Annotated in this window: 26 protein-coding genes; 5 read left to right on the top strand and 21 right to left on the bottom strand. The window is 56.7% G+C overall.

Annotated features, from left to right (window positions below):
- Nucleotides 1-36 precede the first annotated feature (36 nt).
- The 8 genes from fabF to yceD all read right to left on the bottom strand — a co-directional run bounded on the left by fabF (nucleotide 37) and on the right by yceD (nucleotide 6,240).
- Complete coding sequence (gene fabF / locus LG383_RS10545) at nucleotides 37-1,278, bottom strand: beta-ketoacyl-ACP synthase II (protein WP_106992738.1); 1,242 nt, start codon at nucleotides 1,276-1,278, stop codon at nucleotides 37-39.
- Nucleotides 1,279-1,369: 91 nt separating this feature from the next.
- Nucleotides 1,370-1,606, bottom strand: a complete 237-nt coding sequence (gene acpP / locus LG383_RS10550) for an acyl carrier protein (protein WP_003857954.1) — start codon at nucleotides 1,604-1,606, stop codon at nucleotides 1,370-1,372.
- 154 nt (nucleotides 1,607-1,760) lie between these two features.
- On the bottom strand, nucleotides 1,761-2,495 hold the full coding sequence (fabG, locus tag LG383_RS10555) for a 3-oxoacyl-ACP reductase FabG (RefSeq protein WP_032617552.1): 735 nt from the start codon (nucleotides 2,493-2,495) through the stop codon (nucleotides 1,761-1,763).
- Between the two features lie 14 nt (nucleotides 2,496-2,509).
- Nucleotides 2,510-3,439 carry an ACP S-malonyltransferase gene (fabD, locus tag LG383_RS10560; RefSeq protein ID WP_225759069.1) on the bottom strand — a complete coding sequence of 310 codons (930 nt, stop codon included), beginning with the start codon at nucleotides 3,437-3,439 and terminating at the stop codon, nucleotides 2,510-2,512.
- Between the two features lie 15 nt (nucleotides 3,440-3,454).
- Nucleotides 3,455-4,408, bottom strand: coding sequence for a beta-ketoacyl-ACP synthase III (locus tag LG383_RS10565; protein ID WP_106992736.1), 954 nt, complete (start codon nucleotides 4,406-4,408; stop codon nucleotides 3,455-3,457).
- Between the two features lie 6 nt (nucleotides 4,409-4,414).
- Complete coding sequence (gene plsX, locus LG383_RS10570) at nucleotides 4,415-5,449, bottom strand: phosphate acyltransferase PlsX (protein WP_225759070.1); 1,035 nt, start codon at nucleotides 5,447-5,449, stop codon at nucleotides 4,415-4,417.
- Nucleotides 5,450-5,528: 79 nt separating this feature from the next.
- On the bottom strand, nucleotides 5,529-5,702 hold the full coding sequence (rpmF, locus tag LG383_RS10575; RefSeq protein WP_106992734.1) for a 50S ribosomal protein L32: 174 nt from the start codon (nucleotides 5,700-5,702) through the stop codon (nucleotides 5,529-5,531).
- 16 nt (nucleotides 5,703-5,718) lie between these two features.
- Nucleotides 5,719-6,240, bottom strand: a complete 522-nt coding sequence (gene yceD / locus LG383_RS10580) for a 23S rRNA accumulation protein YceD (protein WP_106992733.1) — start codon at nucleotides 6,238-6,240, stop codon at nucleotides 5,719-5,721.
- Between the two features lie 141 nt (nucleotides 6,241-6,381).
- Between yceD and LG383_RS10585 the strand changes: the two genes are divergently transcribed.
- Nucleotides 6,382-6,966 (top strand): nucleoside triphosphate pyrophosphatase, encoded by a 585-nt coding sequence (locus tag LG383_RS10585; RefSeq protein ID WP_106992732.1) that lies wholly within the window; start codon nucleotides 6,382-6,384, stop codon nucleotides 6,964-6,966.
- A 78-nt stretch (nucleotides 6,967-7,044) separates the two neighbouring features.
- Here LG383_RS10585 and rluC read toward each other — a convergent pair whose 3' ends face one another.
- Nucleotides 7,045-7,995 carry a 23S rRNA pseudouridine(955/2504/2580) synthase RluC gene (gene rluC, locus LG383_RS10590; protein ID WP_106992731.1) on the bottom strand — a complete coding sequence of 317 codons (951 nt, stop codon included), beginning with the start codon at nucleotides 7,993-7,995 and terminating at the stop codon, nucleotides 7,045-7,047.
- A 571-nt stretch (nucleotides 7,996-8,566) separates the two neighbouring features.
- On the opposite strand from rluC, the gene rne reads away from it, so the two are divergent.
- The gene (gene rne, locus LG383_RS10595) at nucleotides 8,567-11,785 is read left to right on the top strand and encodes a ribonuclease E (protein ID WP_225759071.1); all 3,219 of its coding nucleotides are present in this window, start codon (nucleotides 8,567-8,569) and stop codon (nucleotides 11,783-11,785) included.
- A 40-nt stretch (nucleotides 11,786-11,825) separates the two neighbouring features.
- On the opposite strand, the gene LG383_RS10600 is transcribed toward rne, so the two are convergent.
- The gene (locus tag LG383_RS10600) at nucleotides 11,826-12,764 is read right to left on the bottom strand and encodes a LysR family transcriptional regulator (RefSeq protein ID WP_225759072.1); all 939 of its coding nucleotides are present in this window, start codon (nucleotides 12,762-12,764) and stop codon (nucleotides 11,826-11,828) included.
- 109 nt (nucleotides 12,765-12,873) lie between these two features.
- Between LG383_RS10600 and LG383_RS10605 the strand changes: the two genes are divergently transcribed.
- The gene (locus LG383_RS10605) at nucleotides 12,874-14,088 is read left to right on the top strand and encodes an MFS transporter (protein ID WP_225759073.1); all 1,215 of its coding nucleotides are present in this window, start codon (nucleotides 12,874-12,876) and stop codon (nucleotides 14,086-14,088) included.
- 80 nt (nucleotides 14,089-14,168) lie between these two features.
- On the opposite strand, the gene flgL is transcribed toward LG383_RS10605, so the two are convergent.
- The 11 genes from flgL to flgB all read right to left on the bottom strand — a co-directional run bounded on the left by flgL (nucleotide 14,169) and on the right by flgB (nucleotide 24,076).
- On the bottom strand, nucleotides 14,169-15,122 hold the full coding sequence (flgL, locus tag LG383_RS10610; protein ID WP_106992727.1) for a flagellar hook-associated protein FlgL: 954 nt from the start codon (nucleotides 15,120-15,122) through the stop codon (nucleotides 14,169-14,171).
- 14 nt (nucleotides 15,123-15,136) lie between these two features.
- Nucleotides 15,137-16,783, bottom strand: a complete 1,647-nt coding sequence (gene flgK, locus LG383_RS10615; RefSeq protein ID WP_166182141.1) for a flagellar hook-associated protein FlgK — start codon at nucleotides 16,781-16,783, stop codon at nucleotides 15,137-15,139.
- A 75-nt stretch (nucleotides 16,784-16,858) separates the two neighbouring features.
- Nucleotides 16,859-17,812: a flagellar assembly peptidoglycan hydrolase FlgJ gene (gene flgJ / locus LG383_RS10620; protein ID WP_225759074.1), complete on the bottom strand. Its 954-nt coding sequence runs from the start codon at nucleotides 17,810-17,812 to the stop codon at nucleotides 16,859-16,861.
- Nucleotides 17,812-18,909: a flagellar basal body P-ring protein FlgI gene (locus LG383_RS10625; RefSeq protein ID WP_106992724.1), complete on the bottom strand. Its 1,098-nt coding sequence runs from the start codon at nucleotides 18,907-18,909 to the stop codon at nucleotides 17,812-17,814. The genes flgJ and LG383_RS10625 overlap by 1 nt, the downstream gene beginning before the upstream one ends.
- 12 nt (nucleotides 18,910-18,921) lie before the next feature.
- A complete protein-coding gene (gene flgH, locus LG383_RS10630; RefSeq protein WP_106992723.1) occupies nucleotides 18,922-19,620 on the bottom strand; it encodes a flagellar basal body L-ring protein FlgH in 699 nt (232 codons plus the stop codon).
- A gap of 57 nt (nucleotides 19,621-19,677) precedes the next feature.
- Nucleotides 19,678-20,460 (bottom strand): flagellar basal-body rod protein FlgG, encoded by a 783-nt coding sequence (gene flgG / locus LG383_RS10635; protein WP_032617536.1) that lies wholly within the window; start codon nucleotides 20,458-20,460, stop codon nucleotides 19,678-19,680.
- Nucleotides 20,461-20,471: 11 nt separating this feature from the next.
- Nucleotides 20,472-21,227, bottom strand: coding sequence for a flagellar basal body rod protein FlgF (locus tag LG383_RS10640; protein WP_106992722.1), 756 nt, complete (start codon nucleotides 21,225-21,227; stop codon nucleotides 20,472-20,474).
- Between the two features lie 20 nt (nucleotides 21,228-21,247).
- The gene (gene flgE, locus LG383_RS10645) at nucleotides 21,248-22,510 is read right to left on the bottom strand and encodes a flagellar hook protein FlgE (protein WP_106992721.1); all 1,263 of its coding nucleotides are present in this window, start codon (nucleotides 22,508-22,510) and stop codon (nucleotides 21,248-21,250) included.
- Between the two features lie 26 nt (nucleotides 22,511-22,536).
- On the bottom strand, nucleotides 22,537-23,241 hold the full coding sequence (flgD, locus tag LG383_RS10650; protein WP_106992720.1) for a flagellar hook assembly protein FlgD: 705 nt from the start codon (nucleotides 23,239-23,241) through the stop codon (nucleotides 22,537-22,539).
- 11 nt (nucleotides 23,242-23,252) lie between these two features.
- A complete protein-coding gene (gene flgC, locus LG383_RS10655) occupies nucleotides 23,253-23,657 on the bottom strand; it encodes a flagellar basal body rod protein FlgC (protein WP_106992719.1) in 405 nt (134 codons plus the stop codon).
- Nucleotides 23,658-23,659: 2 nt separating this feature from the next.
- Nucleotides 23,660-24,076, bottom strand: coding sequence for a flagellar basal body rod protein FlgB (flgB, locus tag LG383_RS10660; protein ID WP_032617531.1), 417 nt, complete (start codon nucleotides 24,074-24,076; stop codon nucleotides 23,660-23,662).
- 161 nt (nucleotides 24,077-24,237) lie between these two features.
- On the opposite strand from flgB, the gene flgA reads away from it, so the two are divergent.
- Both flgA and flgM read left to right on the top strand, forming a co-directional pair.
- A complete protein-coding gene (gene flgA / locus LG383_RS10665) occupies nucleotides 24,238-24,894 on the top strand; it encodes a flagellar basal body P-ring formation chaperone FlgA (protein ID WP_225759075.1) in 657 nt (218 codons plus the stop codon).
- A gap of 93 nt (nucleotides 24,895-24,987) precedes the next feature.
- Nucleotides 24,988-25,275, top strand: a complete 288-nt coding sequence (gene flgM, locus LG383_RS10670) for a flagellar biosynthesis anti-sigma factor FlgM (protein ID WP_166182135.1) — start codon at nucleotides 24,988-24,990, stop codon at nucleotides 25,273-25,275.
- Nucleotides 25,276-25,278: the final 3 nt, after the last annotated feature.

Genomic DNA, 25,278 nt, shown 5'->3' on the forward strand with positions numbered 1-25,278 from the left:
TGCCGGGAAGGTAATTATCCGCCCCGGCAATCAGCCTCAGACCTTTTTGAAGATCAGAGAGCCGTTAGTGCCGCCAAAGCCGAAGGAGTTACACAGGGTGTACTCCAGACCGCTGACCTGGCGCGCTTCGTGTGGAACGAAGTCCAGATCGCAACCGTCATCCGGGTTATCCAGGTTGATGGTCGGCGGAACAGCCTGATCGCGCAGCGCAAGGATGGAGTAGATGGATTCTACTGCACCCGCCGCACCTAAAAGGTGTCCGGTCATGGATTTGGTCGAGCTCACCATCACGCGACGGGCTGCATCGCCAAAGACAGACTTAACGGCCTGCGTTTCAGCTTTATCGCCTGCTGGCGTGGAAGTACCGTGCGCATTCACATAGCCAATCTGGCCTGGTTCGATACCCGCATCGCGGATCGCGTTAACCATTGCCAGCGCAGCACCTGCCCCGTCTTCCGGCGGAGAGGTCATGTGGTAAGCGTCGCTGCTCATGCCGAAACCGATAATTTCTGCATAGATTTTCGCGCCGCGTTTCTTCGCATGCTCGTACTCTTCCAGCACGACCATACCGGCACCGTCACCCAGCACAAAACCATCACGGTCTTTATCCCACGGACGGCTTGCCGCCTGCGGGTTATCGTTGCGGGTAGACAGGGCACGCGCTGCGCCGAAACCGCCCACACCCAGCGGGGTACTGGCTTTTTCTGCACCGCCTGCAACCATTGCATCGGCATCGCCATAAGCGATGATACGCGCCGCCTGGCCGATGTTATGCACACCGGAGGTACAGGCAGTAGCAATCGAGATGCTTGGGCCACGCAGGCCAAACATGATGGTCAGGTGACCCGCCACCATGTTAACAATCGTTGACGGAACAAAGAACGGGCTAATCTTACGTGGACCACCATTTACCAGAGAGGTATGGTTTTCCTCGATCAGGCCAAGACCACCAATCCCGGAACCGATAGCGGCGCCGATACGGGTTGCGTTCTCTTCCGTAATTTCAAGGCCAGAATCCTGCATGGCCTGAACGCCAGCGACAATTCCATATTGAATGAAGGCATCCATCTTGCGCTGTTCTTTGCGCGAGATGATCTCTTCACAGTTAAAATCCTTTACTAAGCCAGCAAATTTCGTTGCATAGGCGCTAGTATCGAAATGGTCGATTAGGCTGATGCCACTCTGACCGGCAAGGAGAGCGTTCCAGGTAGACTCTACGGTATTGCCGACAGGAGATAACATGCCAAGTCCGGTCACAACTACACGACGCTTAGACACGCTTGTCCTCCAGGGAGGGATAAAAAAAGAAAATCGAGGGACTACAAAAGAAAAAACACAGGCGGTCGAATGACCGCCTGGAGATGCTCACTTACGCCTGGTGACCGTTGATGTAATCAATGGCAGCCTGAACGGTGGTGATTTTCTCAGCTTCTTCGTCCGGAATCTCAGTATCAAACTCTTCTTCCAGAGCCATTACCAGCTCAACGGTGTCAAGAGAATCTGCGCCCAGGTCTTCAACGAAGGAAGCGGAGTTCACAACTTCTTCCTGCTTAACGCCCAGCTGCTCGCCGATAATTTTCTTAACGCGTTCTTCGATAGTGCTCATACTCTTAAATTTCCTATCAAAACTCGCTTTCGCGATGGTTTTCGTAGTGTATAAAATGTTGAAAAATTTGCAACTAAATCCCGGCAGGTCTTACCACGATTTTACGTTATTTTGAGGCCATTGGCCCTAATAACGCAAATATTTTCTAACGTGATTAAACCATATACATCCCGCCATTGACGTGGAGAGTTTCACCAGTGATGTAACTCGCTTCGTCAGAGGCTAAAAATGCAACCGCGCTGGCGATTTCTTTAGGGTCGCCTAAACGACCCGCTGGAACTGCCGCCAGCGTACCCGCACGCTGCTCATCGGTCAGCGCACGCGTCATGTCCGTTTCAATAAAGCCCGGAGCAACAACGTTTACAGTAATCCCGCGGGACGCAACTTCGCGTGCCAGCGACTTACTGAAACCGATCAGACCTGCTTTCGCCGCAGCGTAGTTAGCCTGACCAGCATTTCCCATGGTACCAACCACAGAACCGATAGTGATAATACGCCCATGACGCTTCTTCATCATAGCTCGCATTACCGCTTTTGACAGACGGAACACAGATGACAGGTTGGTTTCGAGAATATCGCTCCACTCGTCATCTTTCATTCGCATCAGTAAGTTGTCGCGAGTGATTCCGGCATTATTGACCAGAATATCCACTTCGCCAAATTCTGCGCGAATATTTCCCAGAACAGATTCGATAGATGCAGGATCGGTCACATTCAACATCAGACCTTTACCGTTCGCACCCAGGTACTCGCTGATCGCCTGCGCGCCGCTTTCGCTGGTCGCGGTGCCGATCACTTTCGCGCCACGCGCGACGAGGGTTTCAGCGATAGCACGGCCAATACCGCGGCTTGCACCGGTGACCAGTGCGATTTTTCCTTCAAAACTCATGGTATTCCTCTTTCTTACTGCGCGAGTGCCGCTGACAGTGCTTCCGGCTCATTAATGGCCGACGCGGTCAGGGTATCAACAATACGTTTAGTCAGACCGGTGAGGACTTTGCCCGGGCCCACTTCATACAGGTGCTCAACGCCCTGTGACGCCATAAACTCAACGGTTTTGGTCCACTGAACCGGGCTGTACAGCTGACGAACCAGCGCATGGCGGATCGCCTCTGGCGCGGTTTCACACTGCACATCAACGTTATTCACAACCGGAATGGCTGGAGCATTGAAAGTGATTTTTTCCAGCTCAACCGCCAGCTTGTCCGCAGCAGGCTTCATCAGCGCGCAATGCGACGGTACGCTCACCGGCAGCGGCAGCGCACGTTTGGCGCCTGCGGCTTTACAGGCTGCGCCAGCACGCTCAACAGCTTCTTTATGACCGGCGATAACCACCTGGCCCGGCGAGTTGAAGTTTACCGGAGAAACCACCTGACCTTCTGCAGATTCGTCGCAGGCCTTTGCAATGGACGCATCATCCAGACCAATAATGGCCGACATGCCGCCCGTGCCTTCCGGCACCGCTTCCTGCATAAATTTGCCGCGCAGTTCGACCAGACGCACGGCATCCGCAAACGCAATCACCCCGGCGCAAACCAGCGCTGAGTACTCACCCAGGCTATGACCGGCCAGCAGTGCTGGCGTTTTACCGCCCTGCTGCTGCCAGACGCGCCACAGTGCGACCGATGCGGTCAGCAGTGCAGGCTGGGTCTGCCAGGTTTTATTCAGCTCTTCGGCTGGCCCTTGCTGTGTCAGCGCCCAAAGATCGTAGCCCAGGGCATCCGACGCTTCACGGAAGGTCTCTTCGATGACCGGATACTGCTCCGCTAAGCCGGACAACATTCCAACGGCCTGAGAACCCTGACCGGGGAACACAAAAGCAAATTGCGTCATTTTTTTATCCTTATACTAGAAACGAACCAGCGCAGAACCCCAGGTGAAACCGCCGCCGAAGGCTTCGAGCAAGACCAGTTGGCCTCGCTGAATTCGTCCATCGCGCACCGCTTCGTCAAACGCGCAGGGCACTGATGCTGCAGACGTATTGCCATGACGATCCAGCGTCACCACAACGTTATCCATAGACATGCCGAGTTTCTTAGCCGTGGCGCTGATAATGCGCAGGTTCGCCTGATGCGGCACCAGCCAGTCGAGAGCAGAACGCTCCAGATTGTTCGCTGCCAGCGTCTCGTCAACGATGTGTGCCAGCTCGGTCACCGCCACTTTAAAGACTTCGTTACCGGCCATGGTCAGATAGATAGCATTGTCCGGATTAACCCGATCGGCGTTTGGCAGCGTCAACAGCTCACCGTAGCTACCGTCCGCATGCAAATGCGTCGAGATGATGCCCGGCTCTTCAGATTGTCCTAACAGGACAGCTCCTGCACCATCACCAAAAATAATGATCGTCCCGCGATCGGCAGGATCGCAGGTACGCGCCAGCACGTCAGCACCGATCACCAGCGCGTGCTTAACGGCGCCAGATTTCACGTATTGATCGGCAATGCTCAGCGCATAGGTGAAACCTGCGCAGGCAGCAGCAACGTCAAACGCCGGGCAGCCTTTAATGCCCAGCATGTTCTGAACCTGGCACGCTGCGCTCGGGAAGGCATGCGTCGCAGAGGTGGTGGCAACGATAATCAGGCCGATGTCGTCTTTATCAACACCCGCCATCTCCAGCGCGCGTTGTGCGGCTTCGTAGCCCATGGTGGAAACTGTTTCATCTGGCGCGGCAATACGACGTTCGCGGATACCTGTACGCGTGACGATCCACTCGTCAGAGGTATCGACCATTTTTTCCAGATCGGCGTTGGTTCGCACTTGCTTTGGCAGATAGCTGCCGGTACCTAAAATCTTCGTATACATGTACGCTCAGTCACTTTTTGCTAATACAGATCCCAGGCGAGCGGCAATCCGCTGTGGGACTTGTCGCTGCACCGCCTGCACTGCCTGTTCAATCGCGACGGTAAAGGCTCGCTGATTGGCCGCACCGTGACTCTTAATCACAATGCCGCGCAATCCTAACAGACAGGCGCCATTATACTGGTCGGGGTTGAGGTGACTGAATCGCCGCGCCAGGCTCTTTTGTAACCAACGCTTCAATATAATCAGCCACCAGGACCGTTTTTTCCCCTCTCCCTGCGATTTAAGCAGAGAAAGAAACATTCTCACCACCCCTTCCATGGTTTTTAATGTAACGTTTCCTGTAAACCCGTCACACACCAGTACATCCGTTTTTCCGGTCAATAATTCGTTGGCTTCGAGATATCCAATATAGTTGATGGACGGCTCATTTTTTAGCCGCTCGGCCGCCTCACGGATGCTGTCGAGACCTTTAGTCTCTTCCTCACCGATATTCAGCAAGGCCACGCGGGGATGAGAGATCCCCACCACTTCCTCTGCCAGCACCGAGCCCATTACGGCAAACTGCGCCAGCATAACACTGTCGCAGTCGACGTTGGCGCCTAAATCCAGCACCACCGTTTTGCCCTTTTGCTGGTGCGGCAGTACCGTGACCAGCGCCGGGCGCTCAATCCCTTCAAGGGGTTTGAGCAGTAATTTTGCCAGCCCCATCAGCGCACCGGTATTGCCGGCGCTGACGCAGGCCTGGGCGCGTCCTTCTTTTACCAGCTCCAGCGCAATGCGCATTGAGCTTCCGCGACTGCTGCGGATCGCCTGCGAGGCGCGGACATCACTGGCAATAACTGACTGGGCAGGAACAATCTGCAGACGTGAACGTTGTTCGAAGTCAGCTTTTGCAAGTAATGGCGTGATAGTGTCGGGATTGCCGACTAAAAGGAGAGTGAGTTGCGAATTAGAGTTCAGTGCCTGCAATGCTGCAGGCACTGTCACGGAAGGGCCAAAATCTCCCCCCATGACATCTAACGCCAGGGTTAGACGTGTCAAGGTATCGTCGCAGCCTGGTTCGGTATATCCCCGTTTGCACGGGGAAACCCTCACTAAGCCTAATCACGCTGACGCGTGATTACTTAGTGATAACCTTGCGGCCGCGGTAGAAACCGTCAGCGGTGATGTGGTGACGCAGGTGTTGTTCACCAGAAGTCTTGTCTACAGACAGGCTGGTAACTGCAGTCAGCGCGTCATGGGAACGACGCATGCCACGTTTGGAACGGGTTGGTTTATTCTGTTGTACGGCCATGGACCTTACTCCTTAATTACTTACGCTTTAAACTGGCTAATACGGCAAATGGGTTTGGTTTTTGCGCTTCATCAGGCAGTTCCCCAAAGACCATGTCCGCCTCGGACACTTCACAGTGTTCAGAATCATGCACCGGAACCACAGGCAAGGTGAGGATGATTTCATCTTCAACCAGCGCCAGCAGATCGATTTCACCGAATTCGTTAACCTCAATCGGCTCATACGCTTCCGGGAGTGCTTCAGCCTGCTCGTCTGAACGAACCGGACTAAAACAATATGTTGTGTGAACATGAAGTGGGAACGGTTTCCCGCAACGCTGACACTCGAGCGTGACCGACACCTTTGCATCACCGGTAATCACGGCAAGGCGCTGGGGATCGATATCGAACGACATGGTGCATTCCACATCACTGTCCACACTGACTACGGATTCGGCGATACGCTCAGCCTGATCACGAGTATAGATACCTTCGTAATCAAGGCGTTTTTGAGCCGTACGAACCGGATCAAGAGTCAGGGGTAATTTTACCTTTTGCATAGGGCGCGCATATTAACTTTGTAACGTCATAGAGTCAAAGAAAAAGGCAACCTCAGGCTGCCTTTTGCCAATTATTCGCACACATTGCGGCCTGTAGTTTAAAATGGCTGGCATCGATACGCTATATCTGGTGAAAAAAATATGCCAAATCTCATTCTCGCCTCTACGTCACCCTACCGCCGCGTGTTGCTGGAAAAGCTGGGCCTACCCTTCGAATGTGCCGCGCCGAACGTGGATGAAAGCCCACAGCCCGGTGAATCGCCACGCCATCTGGTCGTCCGTCTGGCTCAGGAAAAAGCGAAAAGTCTGGCAGCGCGATTCCCCGATCATTTGATTATAGGTTCCGATCAGGTTTGCGTCCTGGATGGGATGATCACCGGTAAACCGCACACCGAAGAGAATGCCCGCCAGCAACTACTGAAAGCACGCGGCAATATCGTCACCTTCTATACCGGCCTGGCCCTCTATAATTCATCTACGGGCCATTTGCAGACCGAATGCGAGCCTTTTGACGTTCACTTCCGCCATCTCAGCGAACAGGAAATTGACGACTACGTGCGAAAAGAGCGGCCATTAAACTGCGCGGGCAGTTTTAAGAGCGAGGGGCTGGGGATTGCATTATTTGACAAGCTGGACGGGCGTGACCCGAACACGCTGGTGGGATTACCGCTGATTGCGCTGTGCCAGATGCTGCGCCGGGAGCATTATAACCCGCTGATGGCGTAGCCATTTGCTTCGCCCGGCGGCGCTACGCTTGCACGGGCCTACGGTTTTGTAGGCCGGGTAAGCGCAGCGCACCCGGCATTAATTTCCGCGCAGAACTTTAAGACAGCGCTTCAGCTGTTCGTCCAGCGGGGCCTCAATGCGCATCACCTCGCCGGTACCCGGATGGGTAAACTTCAGCGCGGCGGCATGCAGGAACAGGCGAGACAAGCCCGTTCCTGCCAGCTGTTTATCAAACTCACGGTCACCATAGCGATCGTCGAAGGCAATAGGATGGCCCGCATGCAGCGTGTGAACGCGGATCTGGTGGGTACGTCCGGTCACCGGGCTGCAGCGCACCAGGGTGGCAAATTCATAACGCTCTTCCACCTTGAATCGGGTTTCTGAGGGTTTGCCTTCCTGACTGACGCGAACGATACGCTCACCGCTTTGCAGAATGTTTTTCAGCAGCGGCGCCTGCACCACTTTGACATGGGACTGCCACTGCCCGCGCACCAGCGCGAGGTAATCTTTCTGCATACCTTTCTCACGCAGCTGCTCGTGCAGCGAACGTAGCGCCGAACGCTTTTTAGCGACCAGCAGCACGCCGGAGGTATCGCGGTCGAGACGATGAACCAGCTCAAGGAAGCGGGCTTCCGGGCGCAGCGCGCGCAGACCTTCAATCACCCCGAAGCTTAACCCGCTGCCGCCGTGTACCGCCGTACCCGAGGGTTTGTTCAGCACCAGAATATGATCGTCTTCATATAAAATCACATTCGTCAGCGCGGCAACTTTATTCAGATGCGGCGACACCGCCTCTTCTTCGCGCTCGGCTACGCGCACGGGCGGGATGCGCACTTCATCACCCGCTTCAAGTTTGTATTCAGGTTTGATGCGCTTCTTATTTACCCGCACCTCACCCTTACGCAGGATGCGATAAATCATACTCTTTGGCACGCCCTTCAGTTGGGTGCGCAAAAAGTTGTCAATACGTTGCCCCGCTTCATCTTCGGTAATGGCAACCATTTTTACGGCTGGAGTCTCTGTTTTCATGGTGGGCGATTCTAATTATCGTCAGCCATTAGCGCCACTCATTTTTCTATGCTTATATTTACCTCTACCCGGTCAGGGTTTCGTGCACGCAATCGATTTGGTGGTTATTAAACCAATCATTCGAAAGAAGTGAAGAAACTGTGAGTAACCGGGTGATAATTGGTAAAAGTCATCTTGCTATAACCCGGCTAGCAATGGAATAATGCTGTTGTTTTCCGCGTTAAATCCGGGTTTTGTAAGGATGTCGACGGAATGACCAATTTTGTCTGACCGATCATCCACGCAGCAATGGCGTAAGACGTATTGATCTTTCAGACAGTTAGCGGGCTGCGGGTTGCAGTACTTACCGGTAAATGGAATCTTCTCTGGAGAGTTTTACCCAGGCTATTCCCCTGATAATCGCGCTGTATTTCCGTATGAAATACAGGCAACCGACACTTTGCGCCTCTTAAGCGAGCGACAACCGTGAGGTTGGCGACGTGAATAGACACGAGGCCATCGGTTCATACCCCGGAAAGCGTCACCTTGCCCGCAGCTTAGTCGTCAATGTAAGAATAATGAGTAAGTTACGATGAAAAGAATGTTAATCAACGCAACTCAGCAAGAAGAGTTGCGTGTCGCCCTTGTGGATGGGCAGCGTCTGTACGATCTGGATATCGAAAGTCCTGGACACGAACAGAAAAAAGCGAACATTTACAAAGGCAAAATCACCCGCATTGAACCGAGCCTTGAAGCCGCATTTGTCGATTACGGTGCTGAGCGTCATGGTTTCCTCCCCCTGAAAGAGATCGCTCGCGAATACTTCCCTTCCAACTATAACGCCCATGGCCGTCCGAACATCAAAGATGTGCTGCGTGAAGGTCAGGAAGTTATCGTTCAGATCGATAAAGAAGAGCGTGGCAACAAAGGTGCCGCACTGACCACCTTTATCAGTCTGGCGGGTAGCTATCTGGTGCTGATGCCAAACAACCCGCGTGCGGGTGGTATCTCTCGCCGGATTGAAGGCGATGATCGTACCGAGCTGAAAGAAGCGCTGGCCAGTCTTGAACTGCCAGACGGCATGGGCCTGATTGTCCGTACCGCAGGCGTAGGCAAATCTGCCGAAGCGCTGCAGTGGGACCTCGGCTTCCGCCTGAAGCACTGGGAAGCGATTAAGAAAGCCGCTGAAAGCCGCCCTGCTCCATTCCTGATCCACCAGGAAAGCAACGTCATCGTGCGTGCCTTCCGTGACTACCTGCGTCAGGACATCGGTGAAATTCTGATTGATAACCCGAAAGTGCTTGAGCTGGCTCGCCAGCATATTGCCGCGCTGGGTCGTCCTGATTTCACCAGCAAAATCAAACTGTACACCGGTGAGATCCCGCTGTTTAGCCACTACCAGATCGAATCGCAGATTGAATCCGCCTTCCAGCGTGAAGTCCGTCTGCCGTCCGGTGGCTCTATTGTTATCGACAGCACTGAGGCGCTGACCGCTATCGACATCAACTCCGCACGTGCAACCCGCGGCGGCGATATCGAAGAAACGGCGTTCAACACCAACCTCGAAGCGGCCGATGAGATTGCGCGTCAGCTGCGTCTGCGTGACCTGGGCGGCCTGATCGTTATCGACTTCATCGACATGACGCCAGTACGTCACCAGCGCGCGGTTGAAAACCGCCTGCGTGAAGCGGTGCGTCAGGATCGTGCGCGTATCCAGATCAGCCATATCTCCCGTTTTGGTCTGCTGGAGATGTCCCGTCAGCGTCTGAGCCCGTCCCTCGGTGAATCCAGCCACCACGTCTGCCCACGCTGTAGCGGCACCGGCACCGTGCGTGACAACGAATCTCTGGCGCTCTCTATCCTGCGTCTCATCGAAGAAGAAGCGCTGAAAGAGAACACCAAAGAAGTACACGCCATTGTGCCTGTACCGGTCGCCTCCTACCTGCTGAACGAAAAACGTGCGGCGGTAACGGCTATCGAATCCCGTCTGAGCGGCGTACGCTGCGTGATCGTGCCTAACGACCAGATGCAAACCCCGCACTACTCCGTACTGCGCGTGCGCAAAGGTGAAGAGACCTCCACCCTCAGCTACATGCTGCCTAAGCTGCATGAAGAGGAGATGGCTCTGCCGTCCGAAGAAGAGTACGCCGAGCGTAAACTTCCGGAGCAACCAGCCCTGGCAGCATTTGTGATGCCAGAAGCGCCACCTGCGCCAGCGCAAGAGAGCGTGGTAGCTCAACCCGCAGCAGCTAAACCGGCGGCAGAAGTCAGCCAACCTGCTGAACAGCCTGGTCTGCTGAGCCGCTTCTTCAGCGCGCTGAAGAAAATGTTTGCCGGCGAAGAGCCACAGCCAGCTCCGGCCCCGGTTGAGAAGAAAGAAGAGAAGCAGGAACGTTCACCGGATCGTCGTAAGCGTCAGAACAACCGTCGCGATCGTAACGAGCGCCGCGACAACCGTTCCGAGAATAACGAAGGTCGTGAAGGCAGCGAAGGCCGTGACAATCGCGATAACCGTGAGAGTCGCGACAACCGCGAAGGCCGTGGTGAACGCCGCGAAGGACGTGACGATAACCGTCGCAACCGCCGCGAGAAGCCGCAGCAGAACACGGAAGATCGTGAAATTCGTCAGCCGGTCAGCGAAGACGCCGACAAAGGCAGACAGCGTGATGAACAGCAGCCACGCCGCGAGCGCAACCGTCGTCGTAATGATGACAAGCGTCAGGCGCAGCAGGAAGTTAAAGTTCTGAATCGCGAAGAAGAGACCGTGCAGGATGCGGATCAAGAAGAACGTGTTCAGGTCATGCCGCGTCGTAAGCAGCGTCAGCTCAACCAGAAAGTGCGTTTCGAGTCTCAGACCGAAGAAGCGGCTGTTGAAGCGGTAGCGCCTCAGGCTGAACCCGTCCAGAGCACCGAACTGGCGAAAGTCGACCTGCCTGCGGTAATCGAAAATGCCCCTGAGCAGGAAGAGACCGGCGAAGGCCGTGACAACGCAGGCATGCCGCGTCGTTCACGTCGCTCTCCGCGTCACCTGCGCGTGAGCGGTCAGCGTCGTCGCCGTTACCGTGATGAGCGTTATCCGCTGCAGTCACCAATGCCGCTGGCTATCGCCTGTGCGTCACCAGAGATGGCCTCCGGCAAAGCCTGGATTCGTTACCCGGTTGCCCGTCCTCAGGAGCAGCAGTTTGACGAGCAGAACGTTGCTGTTGACGCGGTTGCCCCTGTCGCGCCAGTTGTTGATGAGGTTATCACCGAGGCGGCGGCAGTGGTTATCCCTGAGCCGCAGGTTGCTGAAGTCGAAACTTCACATCCGGAAGTGATTGCCGCGCCTGTGACAGAACAGCCGCAGATTATCGCGTCTGAAGATGTGGTTGTCGCAGAGCAGGTAGTTGAAGAAGCGAAGGCTGCCGAGCCGGTTGAAATCACCGAGGAAGTCGCTGAGCCACAACCGGTCGTGGAAGTTGAAGTGGAAACTGACGTTCAACCTGAGGTTGAAATTGAGGTTGAACCTGTTGCTGACGTGAAACCTGAAGTCGCTGAAGTGAAACCTGCAGTGGCTGAAGTTAAATCTGACGACGTGGAAGTCAATGCGCCGGAAGTGAAGCCAGCGCCAGCCGCTCAGATTAATGTTGACCTTCACCACGCCACTGCGCCTATGACCCGCGCCCCGGCACCGGAATACGTTCCGGAAGCACCGCGTCACAGCGACTGGGTACGTCCGGCGTTTGATTTTGACGGCAAAGGTTCTGCTGGTGGTCACAGCGCAACGCACCAGGCCACAGCGCCTGCCACGCGTCCACAGTCGGCTGAATAAGCCTGCTTAAGCGCAAAAGCCGACCTTCGGGTCGGCTTTTTTATTGCCTCTGTTCAGGCCTGCGCATGCCGGCGATTTCAGGCATCACCTCTCGCATCATCTCCAGAAAGCGGCGCAGACGTGCCGGGTAATACCGTGACCACGGATAGACCAGATGCACCGGCAACGCGGCCGGCTGCCAGGCAGGCAACAGATGTACCAGCCTGCCCTCACGAATGTCGGCTTCCACTGTCCAGCTTGATACTACCGCTACCCCCAGCCCGGTTAATGCGCTTTTACGCGCCACGTACAGGCTGTCGGTACTCAGCCGCGGTGAAATAGCCACCCGCAGCGGTTGTGGCGCTCCCGCGTGGAACAGCTCTACGTGCTGACGATAAAAGGTATTGAGTGCCACCCAGGGCAGCGCAGAGAGATCTTCTGGCTTATCAACCGGAGCATGACGTGCGAGCAGTTCCGGCGAGGCCACAATACTGCGCGGAACCTCGGCCAGTAATACCGACACCGTACCCGGGTCGATCTCCGCCCCTACCCGGATGGCACAGTCGATATTGTCACTCAGGAAATCGGCCGAGCGGTCATTGAGCATCCACTCCACGTTCAACCGCGGATAGCGCAGCAGAAACGCCGTTAACGGCTCCAGCAGCTGCTCCTGCCCGAAGGCATGCGGGGCGCGAACGCGAAGCACCCCCACCGGTTCATCTTCTGTCTGCCCGACTTCATCCTCCAGCGCATGCCAGCTGTCAATCACCCGCCGGGCATGCTGATAGCAGCGTTCGCCATCATCGGTCAGCTTCATGGCATGGGTGGTGCGCAGGATCAGACGTACGCCGAGCAGCGTCTCCAGCGATTGCAGGCGACGGCTCACGGTGGCCTGGGTCGTTGCCATCTGCACGGCGGCGGCAGAAAGGGAGCCTGTCTCAATGATGCGCACGAAGGTTCGCATCAGTTCGACCCTGTCTATACGCTCTGAACGTTTCATGATTTATCCGGTTATACGTTACACGTATAAGTGTTTTAGCACTGCGCCGGCTACCACCGCAAGTTGGGCTGGTAAAGAATAGCGACACACCCGAAATGAGGAACTGCATATGAACTCCAGCACCTTAACCCCAGCTGTCAGCCGTTGGGTCATTTTTATCCTCGCCATCGGCGCAGGCTTCAGCGTCGCTTCCATCTACTATGCTCAGCCGCTGCTGCCGCTGATGGGGGCCGATCTGCATCTCAGCATTGAAGGGATGGGGATGGTGCCAACGCTTACCCAGGCAGGCTACGCGCTGGGGATCCTTTTTCTGCTGCCGCTGGGCGATCGCTATGACCGTCGCACACTGATAGTGATAAAAAGCATAGCCCTGGCGGGGCTGCTGCTGGCCTGTAGCCTGACAGGGCAGATCCACTCCCTGCTGCTGGTCAGCCTGCTGATTGGGATGGCGGCCACCATGGCGCAGGATATCGTTCCGGCGGCCGCTATTCTGGCCCCGGCTGGCAAACAGGGCAAAACTGTCGGAACAGTGATGACCGGCCTGTTGCTGGGGATCCTGCTCTCCCGTACGGTGAGCGGCGTGGTGGGTGAAGCCTTTGGCTGGCGCGTCATGTATCAGCTGGCTGCGGGCAGCATTGCGATCCTTGCCGCCGTGATGTGGTTGATTTTGCCTCGCTTCGCGGTGCCGTCGAATCTGCGTTATCCGGAACTGATGCGCTCCATGGCGCACCTGTGGCGTCGCTACCCGGCGCTGCGTCGTGCCGCGCTGGCCCAGGGCTTCCTCTCTATTGCCTTCAGCGCCTTCTGGTCTACGCTGGCGGTGATGCTGATGGAACACTATCAGCTGGGCAGTGCGGTCGCCGGTGGATACGGTATTGCCGGTGCCGCAGGCGCGCTTGCAGCGCCACTGGCAGGTGGTCTGGCCGATAAACTCGGTGCCGGTAAAGTTACCCAGCTCGGTGCCGCGCTGGTAACCGTCTCCTTCGCCCTGATGTTCCTGATGCCCGCCCTCGGCGTACACGGCCAGTTGATCCTGATTGCTGTCTCCGCCATAGGCTTTGATCTCGGTCTGCAGTCAAGCCTGGTCGCCCATCAGAACCTGGTTTATGGCCTTGAGCCGCAGGCACGTGGTCGCCTGAACGCCCTGCTCTTCACCGGCGTGTTTATCGGGATGGCGCTGGGTTCGGCGCTGGGTAGTCAGCTGTATACGATGGCAGGCTGGCCAGGTGTGGTTGCCCTGGCGACGGTGACCGCAGGCATAGCGCTGGCTATCCGTCTGGCAGAAAGCGCCCGCACCAGCAGCTCGGTAATGCAAAATTCCTGAAAAAAAAAGCCCAATCCGCGAGAACGGATTGGGCACACAGAACATAACCAGTTTCAAGTCATGTCCAAAGGTCAAAACTGTTATCTGTTAAGCTGGAACAGAGACATACCCTGCATATCGCTGAACGCTTTATAGGACGCCTGAAGGGCCGCCTGCTGCATGGTGTATGAGGAGATCGCCGCGTTCCAGTCAACGTCAATGAGATCGCTCATCTGCTGGGTCTGACTTAACGTACGGTCTTCCCCCAGTGAATCTAAATTATCCAGCTCTTTCAGCTTGGTACCCACATCAGCCACCACGGTCAGAATGTTATTCTGCGTGTTTTTGATGCTCACACCGGCAGTGGTCAGGGCATCGGTCAGGGCTTGTGCCGCGACAGGGTCATCATCAACCGGGGCTTTCATTGCCGCGATAGCCGTATCCAGCGTTTTGAACAAATTGGTCTGCCCATAGCCTCCGCCCGGGACTTCTTCAGCATTACTGGTAATGCTTTCGAACACCTGCTTACCGGTATGGCTAATCATCATGTTTCTGGCGGAATCCACCTGCTGGTAGATCGGGACATCCCCGCCCAGGTAGTCACCCGTCTCCGCATCAAAAGCCGGAGATTCGGTCTTATACCCGGCGAAAATAGAACGTCCATTGCCGTCGGTCGAGTTAGCCAGGTTCATGAGCTGATCGCGAATACCCTTCAGGTCAGCGGCAAGTGACATACGGTCGTCGTCACTGAGCGTGCCGTTACCCGCATAAACCATTTTTTCCTGTACGGAAGCGATGGCCGTCGTCACCTGACTTAACACGCTGTCTTCAAGAGAGGCTTTCTGGGTGGCAAAAGAGCGGGCCAGCTTGAACTGGCTGTTCTCCGACTGCGCCTGGGACAGTACTACGGCCTGAGACGCAGCAATTGGATCGTCAGAAGGACGGTTTACACGTTTACCGGTGGACATCTGCTCACCGTAACTCAGCCACTTGCTCTGGGAATCGGTGATCCCACGCATGTTCTGCTGATACATCATCTGGGTGCTAATACGCATCGTTGACCTCGGCCTTAGCGAATATTAATTAACGCGTCGAAGAGCGTGCTGGCGGTTTGCAGCACCTGGGCATTGGCCAGATAGTACTGCTGGAAACGCTGCAGGTTGCCGTACTCTTCATCGAGGTTAACCCCGGAGATCGACTGCTGCTGGTTGCTCAGCTGCGTCGTCACGTTTGCCTGAGTGGTACTGCTGGTTTTCAGCGTCGCGGTTTTGCTGCCGACGGTACTCACCAGAGAGGCGTAGGCATCGTTAAAGGTTTTGTTGCCGCCAACCTCTTTGCTCTTCTGCAGATCCAGCAGCGCCTGACCATTACGGTTATCACTTTCACCACCGGTTGGGTCAGAGGCCAGCGCCAGTTTTGACTCATCGCTGATCGCCAGATCCATATTGACGATGGCATTGGCGACAGGCTTCACGATAAAGCTGTCTTTATTGTTTGCCGCGCCCGATACGTTAACCGTCAGGCCATCGAAGGATAAGTTGCCGTTACCGTCATTGGTGGCATTGACCGTGGTTTTATCAGACAGACGGGTGATTTTCCAGCTGGAGCCATCAAACTCCATCTTGTAGTCGGTGGCCTGCACCTTAGCGCTTTCTGCAGGGTTTACCGTCGCGGTGACGGCGGCCGAACCGCTATTTTTGCTGTTGCCCAGCACCGCTGGCGCACCGATATCAAATAATTTACCGCCGGCATCACCTTCTGTGTCAAAGCCCTTTGCGTGCTGGGTGTTCATCGCGTTAGCGAAGGAGAGTGCCAGCTGGTTAAGGGTGTTGCGCGCAGTGTCGAGCTCTTCGGTACGGAAGGTTAACATCCCGCCCAGTGAGCCGTTGGTCAGCAGTTTTTCCGGGATCTCCACCGGGCCCGAGGTGCCGTCAACAAACGCCACCGTGGTACGGGACGGATCGGCGCTGGATTTCACCGCCGCCAGCTGGTTGGAGGTGCTGCCCTGAACCAGGTTATAGCCATTGCCAAAGGAGACGTTATAGGTGCCGCCATCCTGGACCGCGACTTCAACACCCACAATCTGGTTCAGCTCGCTCACCAGTTGGTCACGCTGATCGAGCAGGTTGTTCGGGGACGCCCCGGCACCCACGCCGGTCAGACGGGAGATCTGATCGTTCAGGTTAGCAATCTGTTTGGCGTAGTTGTTGATCTGCTCAACGCTGGTGCCGATGGCGATATTGATCTGCTTATCCTGATCGCGCAGGTACTGATCGTTAACCTTGAACTGGTTCACCAGGCCAGCGGCCTTGCCCAGCACCGTCTGGCGCGCTGCCGGATCTTCGGCGTTGCTGACCAGGGTCTGCAGGCTGCCGAAGAAGTCCTGCAGGGTGGTCGCCAGGCTGTTGGTGCTACCGGACAGTACGTCGTCAATTTTAGACATCTGCTGGTAGCGGGTGGTCAGGGCACTGCTCTGGTTCTGCGCGGCGCGCAGCTGGTTGGTAATGAATGAGTCATATTCGCGCTGTACCCCGGAGACATACACGCCGTTGCCAACCCAACCGCCGCCTGTCAGGGTGCTGTTTGAGGCGCTCAGCACCGTGGTCTGACGGGTATAACCCGCCACGTTGTAGCTTGAAATGTTATTACTGGCGGTATTCAGCGCAGCCTGTGCCGCGCTGAGGCCACTCATGGCGCTGTTGATCAAACTGGACATGGGGGTTCCTTTTATACTTTCAGACACGAGTCCTGCTGGAGATTATCGGCAGCCCCCAGCCGGACTTGAGAACTTTCAGAACAGATTTTCGATATCGTTGCTGTAGGCTTTGCTGACTTTCTCACCCATCGCTTTTAGCTGCTGGATCATGCTGGTCAGCTTGCGGGCGTACTGCGGATCGGTGGCGTAGCCCGCGTTCTGCAACGCCTGCGCGCCCTGCTCTGCCGTTGCGGCCTGGGTCACTGCCGCATAGCGTGGGTTACGGCTCAGCACCCCGACATAGTCTGAAAGCGCCTCCAGATACGAGCTGTAGACGCGGAACTTCGCTTTGATTTTCTTCGCTTCACCGTTTTCATATTCGGTGGTGGTGATCTCGGTGGTTGGTCCTTTCCAGCTTCCCGTGGCCTTCACGCCAAAGATGTTGAAGCTTGGCTCGCCGTTCTCACGCCGGATCTGCCGTTGCCCCCAGCCGGATTCCAGCGCCGCCTGGGCCAGAATCAGATGATGCGGCACCCCGCTCTGCTGGCTGGCGAGACGCGCCGGCAGCGAGAGCTGGGCCAGGAAGTCTTTGCTGTCCCCGGTGAGCGGTTCGTCGTTACTTTCTGGCGCTTTCGGCACGGCTTTGCGCACCATCTGCGTCAGGGCCTGGTTTTGATAGCTGGTCACCTTTTCCAGATCGAACTTCATCGGCACCTGCTGCGGGGCCTCTTCCGGCGGCACGCCCTGAGCGGCCGCCATCTGCTTCACGATCACATCCGCCAGCCCGAGTCCTTTACCGGAGGTCATCTGCTGCGCAATCTGCTGGTCATACATGCTGGTGTACAGACGCGATGAATCGCTGCTAAAGATGCCGTCTTTCGGCAGCGCCTCACGCATGCTTTTCAGCATCATCTGGACAAACATCCCCTCCACCTGGCGGGCCACCGGGCGGATATTACCCGCCGGATCTTTGCCCGCTTTGGCTTTCAGGTCGTTGAGCGACTGGGTATCCCAGGCCGCGCTGCTCAGCAGTTTGCTATCGGTCAGCATCAGATAATTTCCACTTTGGCGCGCAGGCAGCCTGCACTCTGCATGGATTGCAGAATCGACATCAGATCGATTGGAGTTGCGCCCAGCGCATTCAGCGCACGCACCACGTTGTTCAGGTTGGCGCTGGAGCGCACGCTCTGCAGTGAGCCACCACTCTGACGCATATCAATCTGGGTCTGCGGCGTGACTACGGTTTCACCGCCGCCAAACGGCGTATCCGGCTGGCTGACGTTAGCCGAGCGGTTAACGGTGACCGAAAGGTTGCCCTGCGCCACGGCACAGTTGTCCAGGGTCACTTCACGGTTCATCACCACCGAGCCGGTACGGGAGTTGATGATCACTTTGGCATCCTGCGGCGTAACGTTGACTTCCATGTTCTGGATGTCCGCCAGCAGGCGCACCTGGTTGCTGCCGCCGCTGGAGACGCGGATCTGCACGGTGCGGGCATCCAGCGCCGTGGCGCTGCCATAGCCGCGACCGCGGTTAATGGTGTCCGCGATCTGCTGCGCCATGGTGAAATCGTCGTCGTTCAGCTGCAGGTTGATGGTGTTCCCGGCCCCGAACTGGGTCGGCAGTTCACGCTCAATGATCGCCCCGTTGGTGATACGGCCACCGTTAAGCTGGTTAACCTGCACGCTGCTGCCGCCTGCGGACGCACCTGCCCCGCCGACCAGAATATTACCCTGGGCGAGAGCATACACCTGGCTGTCCACCCCTTTCAGCGGGGTCATCAGCAGCGTACCGCCACGCAGGCTTTTCGCGTTACCCATGGAGGAAACCACCACGTCGATGGTTTGCCCCTGGCGGGAAAAGGCCGGGTAGGAGGCGGTAACCATAACGGCCGCCACGTTTTTCAGCTGCATGTTGGTCCCGGCCGGCACCGTGATGCCGAGCTGGGAGAGCATGTTGTTCAGACTCTGGGTGGTGAACGGAGTCTGGGTCGTCTGGTCACCCGTACCGTCCAGCCCGACCACCAGGCCGTAACCGATCAGTGAGTTTTCCCGCACGCCCTGGACGCTTGTGAGATCGCGGATACGGTCGGCGTGGACAACGGTTGCCACCAGCACCAACAGGATCCCGAAGAGGGATTTAAACATAGGTCACCTCGCTTACATCGGCGATAAATTAAGGAAGAAACGCTGCAACCAGCCCATATTCTGCGCTTCATTGATGTAGCCGTTGCCGACGTACTCAATGCGCGCATCGGCCACCTGAGTGGACGGTACGGTGTTGGAGCCGCTGATGGTGCGAGGGTTAACCACACCGGAGAAGCGAATGAACTCAGTGCCCTGATTGATGGCGATCTGTTTTTCACCCACGACATGTAAATTGCCGTTCGCCAGCACCTGATCCACGGTCACCGTCAGGGTGCCGCTAAAGGTGTTGCTGGCATTGGCGCCGCCTTTACCGTTAAAGGAGTTGCCGCCAGAGGTCTCGACATCGGCACGGGCATTACCGAAGAGCCCTTCGAGGTAACGCGGCACGGTGTCAAAGCCAAAATTGGTTTTCCCGTCGCGGCTGGCATTCGCTGAAGAGCTCTTGCTGGCGCTGACGTTTTCCTGCAGCTGAATGGTCAGCGTATCGCCGATATTACGTGGGCGACGGTCTTCAAACATCGGCTGATAACCGTAGTTAATCGGCTGCGCTGTCTGGAAAATAGAGCCATTCGCGACCGGCGTCGGGCCAGGAATGGGTTGGGCGGAAGTCGCACCCTGCACCAGAGGTTGAGACGGAACCCAGGCGCAACCGGTCAGGGTAACGGCCAGGAGGGTCACTATCGGATAACGAATCGCCGCGAGTTTTTGCATTGCCTTCATCTTCGAAAACAGGGAGCCGGTGCAGCGCAAACCGCACCGGACTACACCTTAGAGTTGCGTCAGTTTCTGCAGCATCTGGTCGGTCGTCGACACTGCTTTACTGTTAATTTCGTACGCGCGCTGAACCTGGATCATATTCACCAGCTCTTCCGCGACGTTGACGTTTGAGGTTTCCACATACCCCTGATACAGCAGACCTGAACCGTTCAGCCCTGGCGTGCTCTCATTCGGCGCACCGGAGGACTGGGTTTCGATGTACAGGTTCTCACCGATGCTTTCCAGACCGGTGTCGTTCATGAAGGTGGTCAGGTTAAGCTGGCCGACCTGCACCGGAGCGGCCTGACCCTGCTGGGTCACGCTCACGATCCCGTCACGCCCGATGGTGATGCTCAGGGCATTCGCCGGAATGGTGATCGCTGGCTGCACCTGGAAACCGCCCGCCGTTACCAGCTGGCCGTTCTGATCCACCTGGAATGAGCCGTCACGGGTGTAAGCCGAGGTTCCGTCCGGCAGCTGCACCTGGAAGAAGCCCTGGCCTTTGATCGCCACGTCTTTGCTGTTGTTGGTCTGGGACAGGTTGCCCTGACTGTGCAGACGTTCGGTCGCGACAGGACGAACACCGGTACCGATCTGCAGGCCGGATGGCAGCGTGGTCTGTTCAGACGACTGGGCACCTGGCTGGCGGATGGTCTGGTAAAGCAAATCTTCGAAAACCGCACGCTGACGTTTAAACCCATTGGTGCTCACGTTCGCCAGGTTGTTGGCGATGACATCCATATTGGTTTGCTGTGCGTCGAGGCCGGTTTTCGCGATCCATAAAGAACTGATCATAAGGTGTCCTGTTAACTCATTGACAGCAGCTGGTTGGCGCGACCGGCGTTTTCATCAACGCTGGAGATCACCTTCATCTGCATTTCAAAACGGCGCGCGCTGGCGATCATGTCGGTCATCGCCGCGACCGGCTTAACGTTGCTGCCTTCCAGCACGCCAGACATGACGCGAATGGTCGGGTCAGCTTGTAAGGTGGCGCCACGGGTGGCCTGCGCCGCCTGGGTCAGACGGAACATACCGTCGTCGCCACGCTGCACTTCAAAACCTTCGGCTTTGACCAGCTTCAGGCGGCCAACCGGTGCCACGGTGTTCGGCGGATCGCCAGGGTTCAGGGCCGAGATGGTCCCGTCTGCCGCGATGGTGATCTCCGAGCCTTCCGGCACGGCGATCGGGCCGCCTTCACCGATAACCGGATGTCCCTGGATGGTCAGTTGCCCGACCGCATCCACCTGGATATTCCCGTTACGGGTGTAGCCTTCGCTGCCGTCGGCGGTTTGAACTGCCAGCCAGCCGTCCTGCTGCAGCGCCACGTCGAGCGGGCGCGAGGTATAGTCCATCTGCCCTGGCGTCATGTCGGCGCCCGGCGTCGATGCCGTTACCAGCGTACGCGTCGGCAGGGTAAGGCCTTCCACCGGGACGGCGCGCATGGCATTGAGCTGCGCACGGAAACCCGGCGTCGAGGCGTTCGCCAGGTTACTGGCGGTGACTGCCTGCTGATTGAGCGTCTGACTGGCAGCGCCCATCGCGGTATATATTGCGTGATCCATTAAGCTATCCCGTCAGCCACTTAGCGGAGGTTAACCAGCGTGTTGAGGATCTGATCCTGGGTTTTGATGGTCTGCGCGTTCGACTGATAGTTACGCTGCGCGACGATCATATTGACCAGCTCTTTACTCAGGTCGACGTTGGAGGCTTCCAGCGCGCCGTTGGTCAGGGTACCGAAGTTACCGGAACCTGCGGTGCCCAGCAGCGCCACGCCCGAAGACTGGGTAGCAGACCAGACGTTGTTCCCTTCAGACTGCAGGCCTTCGTTGTTGGCGAAGTTCGCCATCACGATCTGACCCAGCACCTGGCTTTGTTCGTTGGAGTAGTTGCCGACCACGGTACCGTCATCGTTGATCTGATAGCTCACCAGGTCGCCCGGCTTGTAGCCGTTCTGGTTGGTTGCCACGATGTTGTTCGCCCCGGTGTTCTGCTGCATGGAGTTCAGGAAGCTCAGGGAGAAGGTCACCGGCAGCGCGCCGCTCAGCGGATCGGTGGTCACGTTGATAGAGGCGTTAGCATTTGGGGTGGCGCTCAGCACGCCGGCAGCATTGTAGTTATAGACACCTTGCAGATTACCGCTAGGGTCGAAGCTCATCTGTGCAGACTTGGTGATCTTACCGTTGGTGACGCTGCCGTCCTGGGTATAGAGATCCCACTTGTTGTCTGCCGTTTTCACGTAGTAGACATACATGTTGTGGGCGTTACCCTGGTCGTCGTAAACGGTGATGGTGCCTTTCTTGTTGAAGCTGTCTGAATCCGGGTTGGCGTTGGTCGCGTCAAACGCGATGCTCGGCACGCTGTCAGTGGAGTTCAGGTTGATCTGCTGCGCCGCGGTGCTGGTGGCTTTGGCGGACATCAGGTCATTAGGAATGGTGATCGGCTGCGGGTTGGCACCGGTCTGCACCGTCGGCGGGCTACCTGCTGCCGGGAAGCCGGTCAGCTGCAGGCCCTGCATGTTCACCAGGTTACGGTTTTCGTCCAGGCTGAACTGGCCGTTACGGCTGTAATAGACCGAACCGTTGCTGTCGAGCATACGGAAGAAACCGTTCTGGCTGATGGCCACATCCAGGCCGCGGCCGGTGTTGGTGGTGGTACCGTCTGAAAAGTCCTGGGTGATCCCGGCGACTTTTACGCCCAGACCGACTTTGGAACCGGCGAACATATCCGCAAATGACGCGCTACCGGACTTAAAGCCGTAGGTCGCGGAGTTGGCAATGTTGTTACCAATGACGTCGAGGTTAGTGGCTGCAGCATTCAGGCCGCTGACCGCTTGTGAAAAGGCCATGAGTTACTCCTGGTAAATGTTAGGGCTTAAATAATCTGCCGAACTTCGTCGAGCGTGGTGGTACCGTAAGTCCCGAGATCCAGCGTGTTACCGCCGCCGCTGCGGATCACACCCTGCACCAGCGCAAACTGCAGTGGCTGTGCCACCAGCTGCGTGCTGCCGCTGCTGGCGGAAATCGCGACGTTGTAAGAGCCGTTTGGCGCCGTGCTGCCATCGGTTACCGTCCCGTCCCAGGTAAAGGTATGGACGCCCGCTTTCAGCTCGCCAATGTCAATGGTGCGTACCACAGCACCGGTCTTATCGGTGATGGTGGCGGTCACTTTGTCCGCGCTCTGCTGCAACTCAACACCAAACGGGGTGGTTGAGGTGGTGGTCGAGCCTTCGGCACCGCTGGTGCCTGCCAGAACGGTAGAGCCCGGGATCATCACGCCATGGCCAATCAGCGTGCTGGCCTGCATCGACTGGCTGTTGTCGATCTGCCCGGAAATAGAGCCCAGCGTGGTGTTAAGTTTCTCGATGCCGCTCACCGTACTGATCTGCGCAAGCTGCGTGGTCAGTTCGTTGTTCTGCATCGGGTTAGTCGGGTCCTGGTTTTTCAGCTGTGCCACCAGCAGGGTCAGAAAGCTGCCCTGCAGATCGGAAGCATTGCTGCCGGTGAGGGAGCTGTTGCCGGTGGTGCCGCTGACGCCAGTGGTAGCCGTCCTGTCATTTACATTGACTGCAATGGACATTGATCTCTCCTTTACTGGCCCAGGGTGAGCGTTTTAAGCATCATGCTCTTCACGGTATTCAGGACTTCTACGTTGGCCTGGTAGCTGCGGGAGGCCGACATGGTGTTGACCATCTCGCCAACCACATCCACGTTCGGCATTTTGACGTAGCCGCTGGCGTCGGCCAGCGGGTTGCCTGGCTCGTACACCAGTTTGTCCGGCGCCTGGCTCTCGATCACGTTGGCCACTTTTACCCCGCCGGTTTGCGCACCCGGCGCAGCATCCACCTGGAATACCACCTGCTTGGCGCGGTAGGGTTGACCGTCCGGGCCCGTTACGCTGTCGGCGTTCGCCATGTTACTGGCGGCAACGTTCAGACGCTGGGATTGCGCGGTCAGCGCGGAACCTGCGATATCAAAGATATTGAGTAAGGCCATTATTAGTTGCCTCCCTGCAGAACACTCATCATGCCTTTAATCTGCCCGCCGAGAACGGTCAGCCCCATCTGGTACTTGAGGCTGTTATCGGCGAACTGCGTACGCTCCCGGTCCATATCGACGGTATTACCGTCCAGGGATGGCTGATCCGGGATGCGATAAAGTAAATCGGTATTCGGGGTGGTGACGGTCTCTGCGGGAATATGACGTGCAGAGGTCAGCGCAAGGGCAACACCGCTGTTCTCGGCCCGGCCACGCTCCATCACTTTCTTTAATTCACTGGAAAAATCGATATCACGCGCCTGAAACCCGGGGGTATCGGCGTTGGCGATATTGGCGGCCAGAATCTCCTGACGCTGGGCACGCAAGTTGAGCGCTTCTTGCTGAAAACGTAGCGCGGCGTCGAGTTTATCGAGCATGTCTCCTCCGCTGATGGCAAAATTTCAGTGGATAGCTTAAATCTCAACCCGTCTCCGTCATCGACGGAATAAGCGCAAAATGCGTCGCTATTTATTGCGTTGATGCCCACCCGCTACAGGTAGAATCCTGCTCATTCTGTAATCCGACGGTAACGGGCGATATGACATTCAAACGTGGAGTGACCGCAACCCTGCTCCTCTGGAGCTCCCTCTCTCAGGCGCAGGATCTGAATGGTCAGCTGACGGCGTTTTTTGCCCAGCGACTGGCAGGATTCAGCGATGAGGTGTCGGTTCAGGTCCGCACGCCAGCCAGCATGCTCCCTGGCTGCGAAACGCCTCAGTTCAGCGTCCCTGGCAACACCCGACAGTGGGGCAACGTGAGCGTGACGGCACGCTGTGACAATGAAAAACGGTTTATACAGGTTGCAGTTCAGGCGACGGGCGATTATGTTGTCGCGTCCCAAAACATCCCCCGGGGTGGGGCGTTGCAGCCGGGAAGCGTGACGCTGAAACGCGGCAGACTGGATCAGCTTCCGCCGCGCACGATTCTGGATATCAACCAGGTGCAGAACGCCGTAAGCTTGCGCGATCTGGTGCCCGGGCAACCTCTGCAACTGTCGATGCTGCGCCAGTCATGGCGGATCAAAGCCGGACAGCGGGTGATGGTGATCGCCACTGGCGAGGGCTTTAGCGTTAACAGCCAGGGCCAGGCCCTGAACAATGCGGCCGTTGCGCAAAACGCCCGCGTCAGGATGACCTCAGGCCAGGTTGTGAGCGGTACCGTCGATTCTGATGGGAATATTCTGATTAACCTATAATCTTTTTAAAGATTATGCGGCGACTGCCGATAAATCATTAACAAATGATAATGTCAGGCGCTTACGCCGCCAACCCTCGATGAGGACACCACAATGAGCATTGATCGTACATCGCCCCTGAAGCCGGTTAGCACTGTACAGCCTCGCGAAATGAATGAGACTGCAACGCCAAAAACGCGCCTGCAAAAATCAGCAGCGGCCGACAGCACCAGCGTTACGCTGAGCGATGCCCAGGCGAAACTGATGCAGCCGGGCAGCAACGATATCAACATGGAACGTGTTGAAGCGCTGAAAACCGCGATCCGTAACGGTGAGCTGAAAATGGATACCAGTAAAATCGCTGACGCGCTGATCCAGGATGCGCAAAGTTTCTTAGAGTAATCG

Source organism: Leclercia sp. Marseille-Q4284 (genome assembly GCF_916618945.1).
GTDB classification, from domain to species: Bacteria; Pseudomonadota; Gammaproteobacteria; order Enterobacterales; family Enterobacteriaceae; genus Enterobacter; species Enterobacter tamurae.

What these genes read in the sequence shown, in the direction of transcription:
- flgJ (WP_225759074.1), bottom strand. Translation starts at nt 17,812, where the DNA reads ATGCTGACCGATAGCAAACTGCTGAGCAGCGCGGCCTGGGATACCCAG.
- LG383_RS10600 (WP_225759072.1), bottom strand. Translation starts at nt 12,764, where the DNA reads ATGAAACGTTCAGAGCGTATAGACAGGGTCGAACTGATGCGAACCTTC.
- LG383_RS10565 (WP_106992736.1), bottom strand. Translation starts at nt 4,408, where the DNA reads ATGTATACGAAGATTTTAGGTACCGGCAGCTATCTGCCAAAGCAAGTG.
- LG383_RS10640 (WP_106992722.1), bottom strand. Translation starts at nt 21,227, where the DNA reads ATGGATCACGCAATATATACCGCGATGGGCGCTGCCAGTCAGACGCTC.
- LG383_RS10625 (WP_106992724.1), bottom strand. Translation starts at nt 18,909, where the DNA reads ATGTTTAAATCCCTCTTCGGGATCCTGTTGGTGCTGGTGGCAACCGTT.
- flgC (WP_106992719.1), bottom strand. Translation starts at nt 23,657, where the DNA reads ATGGCCTTACTCAATATCTTTGATATCGCAGGTTCCGCGCTGACCGCG.
- flgG (WP_032617536.1), bottom strand. Translation starts at nt 20,460, where the DNA reads ATGATCAGTTCTTTATGGATCGCGAAAACCGGCCTCGACGCACAGCAA.
- flgH (WP_106992723.1), bottom strand. Translation starts at nt 19,620, where the DNA reads ATGCAAAAACTCGCGGCGATTCGTTATCCGATAGTGACCCTCCTGGCC.
- flgL (WP_106992727.1), bottom strand. Translation starts at nt 15,122, where the DNA reads ATGCGTATTAGCACCCAGATGATGTATCAGCAGAACATGCGTGGGATC.
- yceD (WP_106992733.1), bottom strand. Translation starts at nt 6,240, where the DNA reads ATGCAAAAGGTAAAATTACCCCTGACTCTTGATCCGGTTCGTACGGCT.
- LG383_RS10605 (WP_225759073.1), top strand. Translation starts at nt 12,874, where the DNA reads ATGAACTCCAGCACCTTAACCCCAGCTGTCAGCCGTTGGGTCATTTTT.
- fabD (WP_225759069.1), bottom strand. Translation starts at nt 3,439, where the DNA reads ATGACGCAATTTGCTTTTGTGTTCCCCGGTCAGGGTTCTCAGGCCGTT.
- fabG (WP_032617552.1), bottom strand. Translation starts at nt 2,495, where the DNA reads ATGAGTTTTGAAGGAAAAATCGCACTGGTCACCGGTGCAAGCCGCGGT.
- flgA (WP_225759075.1), top strand. Translation starts at nt 24,238, where the DNA reads ATGACATTCAAACGTGGAGTGACCGCAACCCTGCTCCTCTGGAGCTCC.
- flgE (WP_106992721.1), bottom strand. Translation starts at nt 22,510, where the DNA reads ATGGCCTTTTCACAAGCGGTCAGCGGCCTGAATGCTGCAGCCACTAAC.
- flgK (WP_166182141.1), bottom strand. Translation starts at nt 16,783, where the DNA reads ATGTCCAGTTTGATCAACAGCGCCATGAGTGGCCTCAGCGCGGCACAG.
- rpmF (WP_106992734.1), bottom strand. Translation starts at nt 5,702, where the DNA reads ATGGCCGTACAACAGAATAAACCAACCCGTTCCAAACGTGGCATGCGT.
- rluC (WP_106992731.1), bottom strand. Translation starts at nt 7,995, where the DNA reads ATGAAAACAGAGACTCCAGCCGTAAAAATGGTTGCCATTACCGAAGAT.
- flgB (WP_032617531.1), bottom strand. Translation starts at nt 24,076, where the DNA reads ATGCTCGATAAACTCGACGCCGCGCTACGTTTTCAGCAAGAAGCGCTC.
- rne (WP_225759071.1), top strand. Translation starts at nt 8,567, where the DNA reads ATGAAAAGAATGTTAATCAACGCAACTCAGCAAGAAGAGTTGCGTGTC.
- flgD (WP_106992720.1), bottom strand. Translation starts at nt 23,241, where the DNA reads ATGTCCATTGCAGTCAATGTAAATGACAGGACGGCTACCACTGGCGTC.
- flgM (WP_166182135.1), top strand. Translation starts at nt 24,988, where the DNA reads ATGAGCATTGATCGTACATCGCCCCTGAAGCCGGTTAGCACTGTACAG.
- LG383_RS10585 (WP_106992732.1), top strand. Translation starts at nt 6,382, where the DNA reads ATGCCAAATCTCATTCTCGCCTCTACGTCACCCTACCGCCGCGTGTTG.
- acpP (WP_003857954.1), bottom strand. Translation starts at nt 1,606, where the DNA reads ATGAGCACTATCGAAGAACGCGTTAAGAAAATTATCGGCGAGCAGCTG.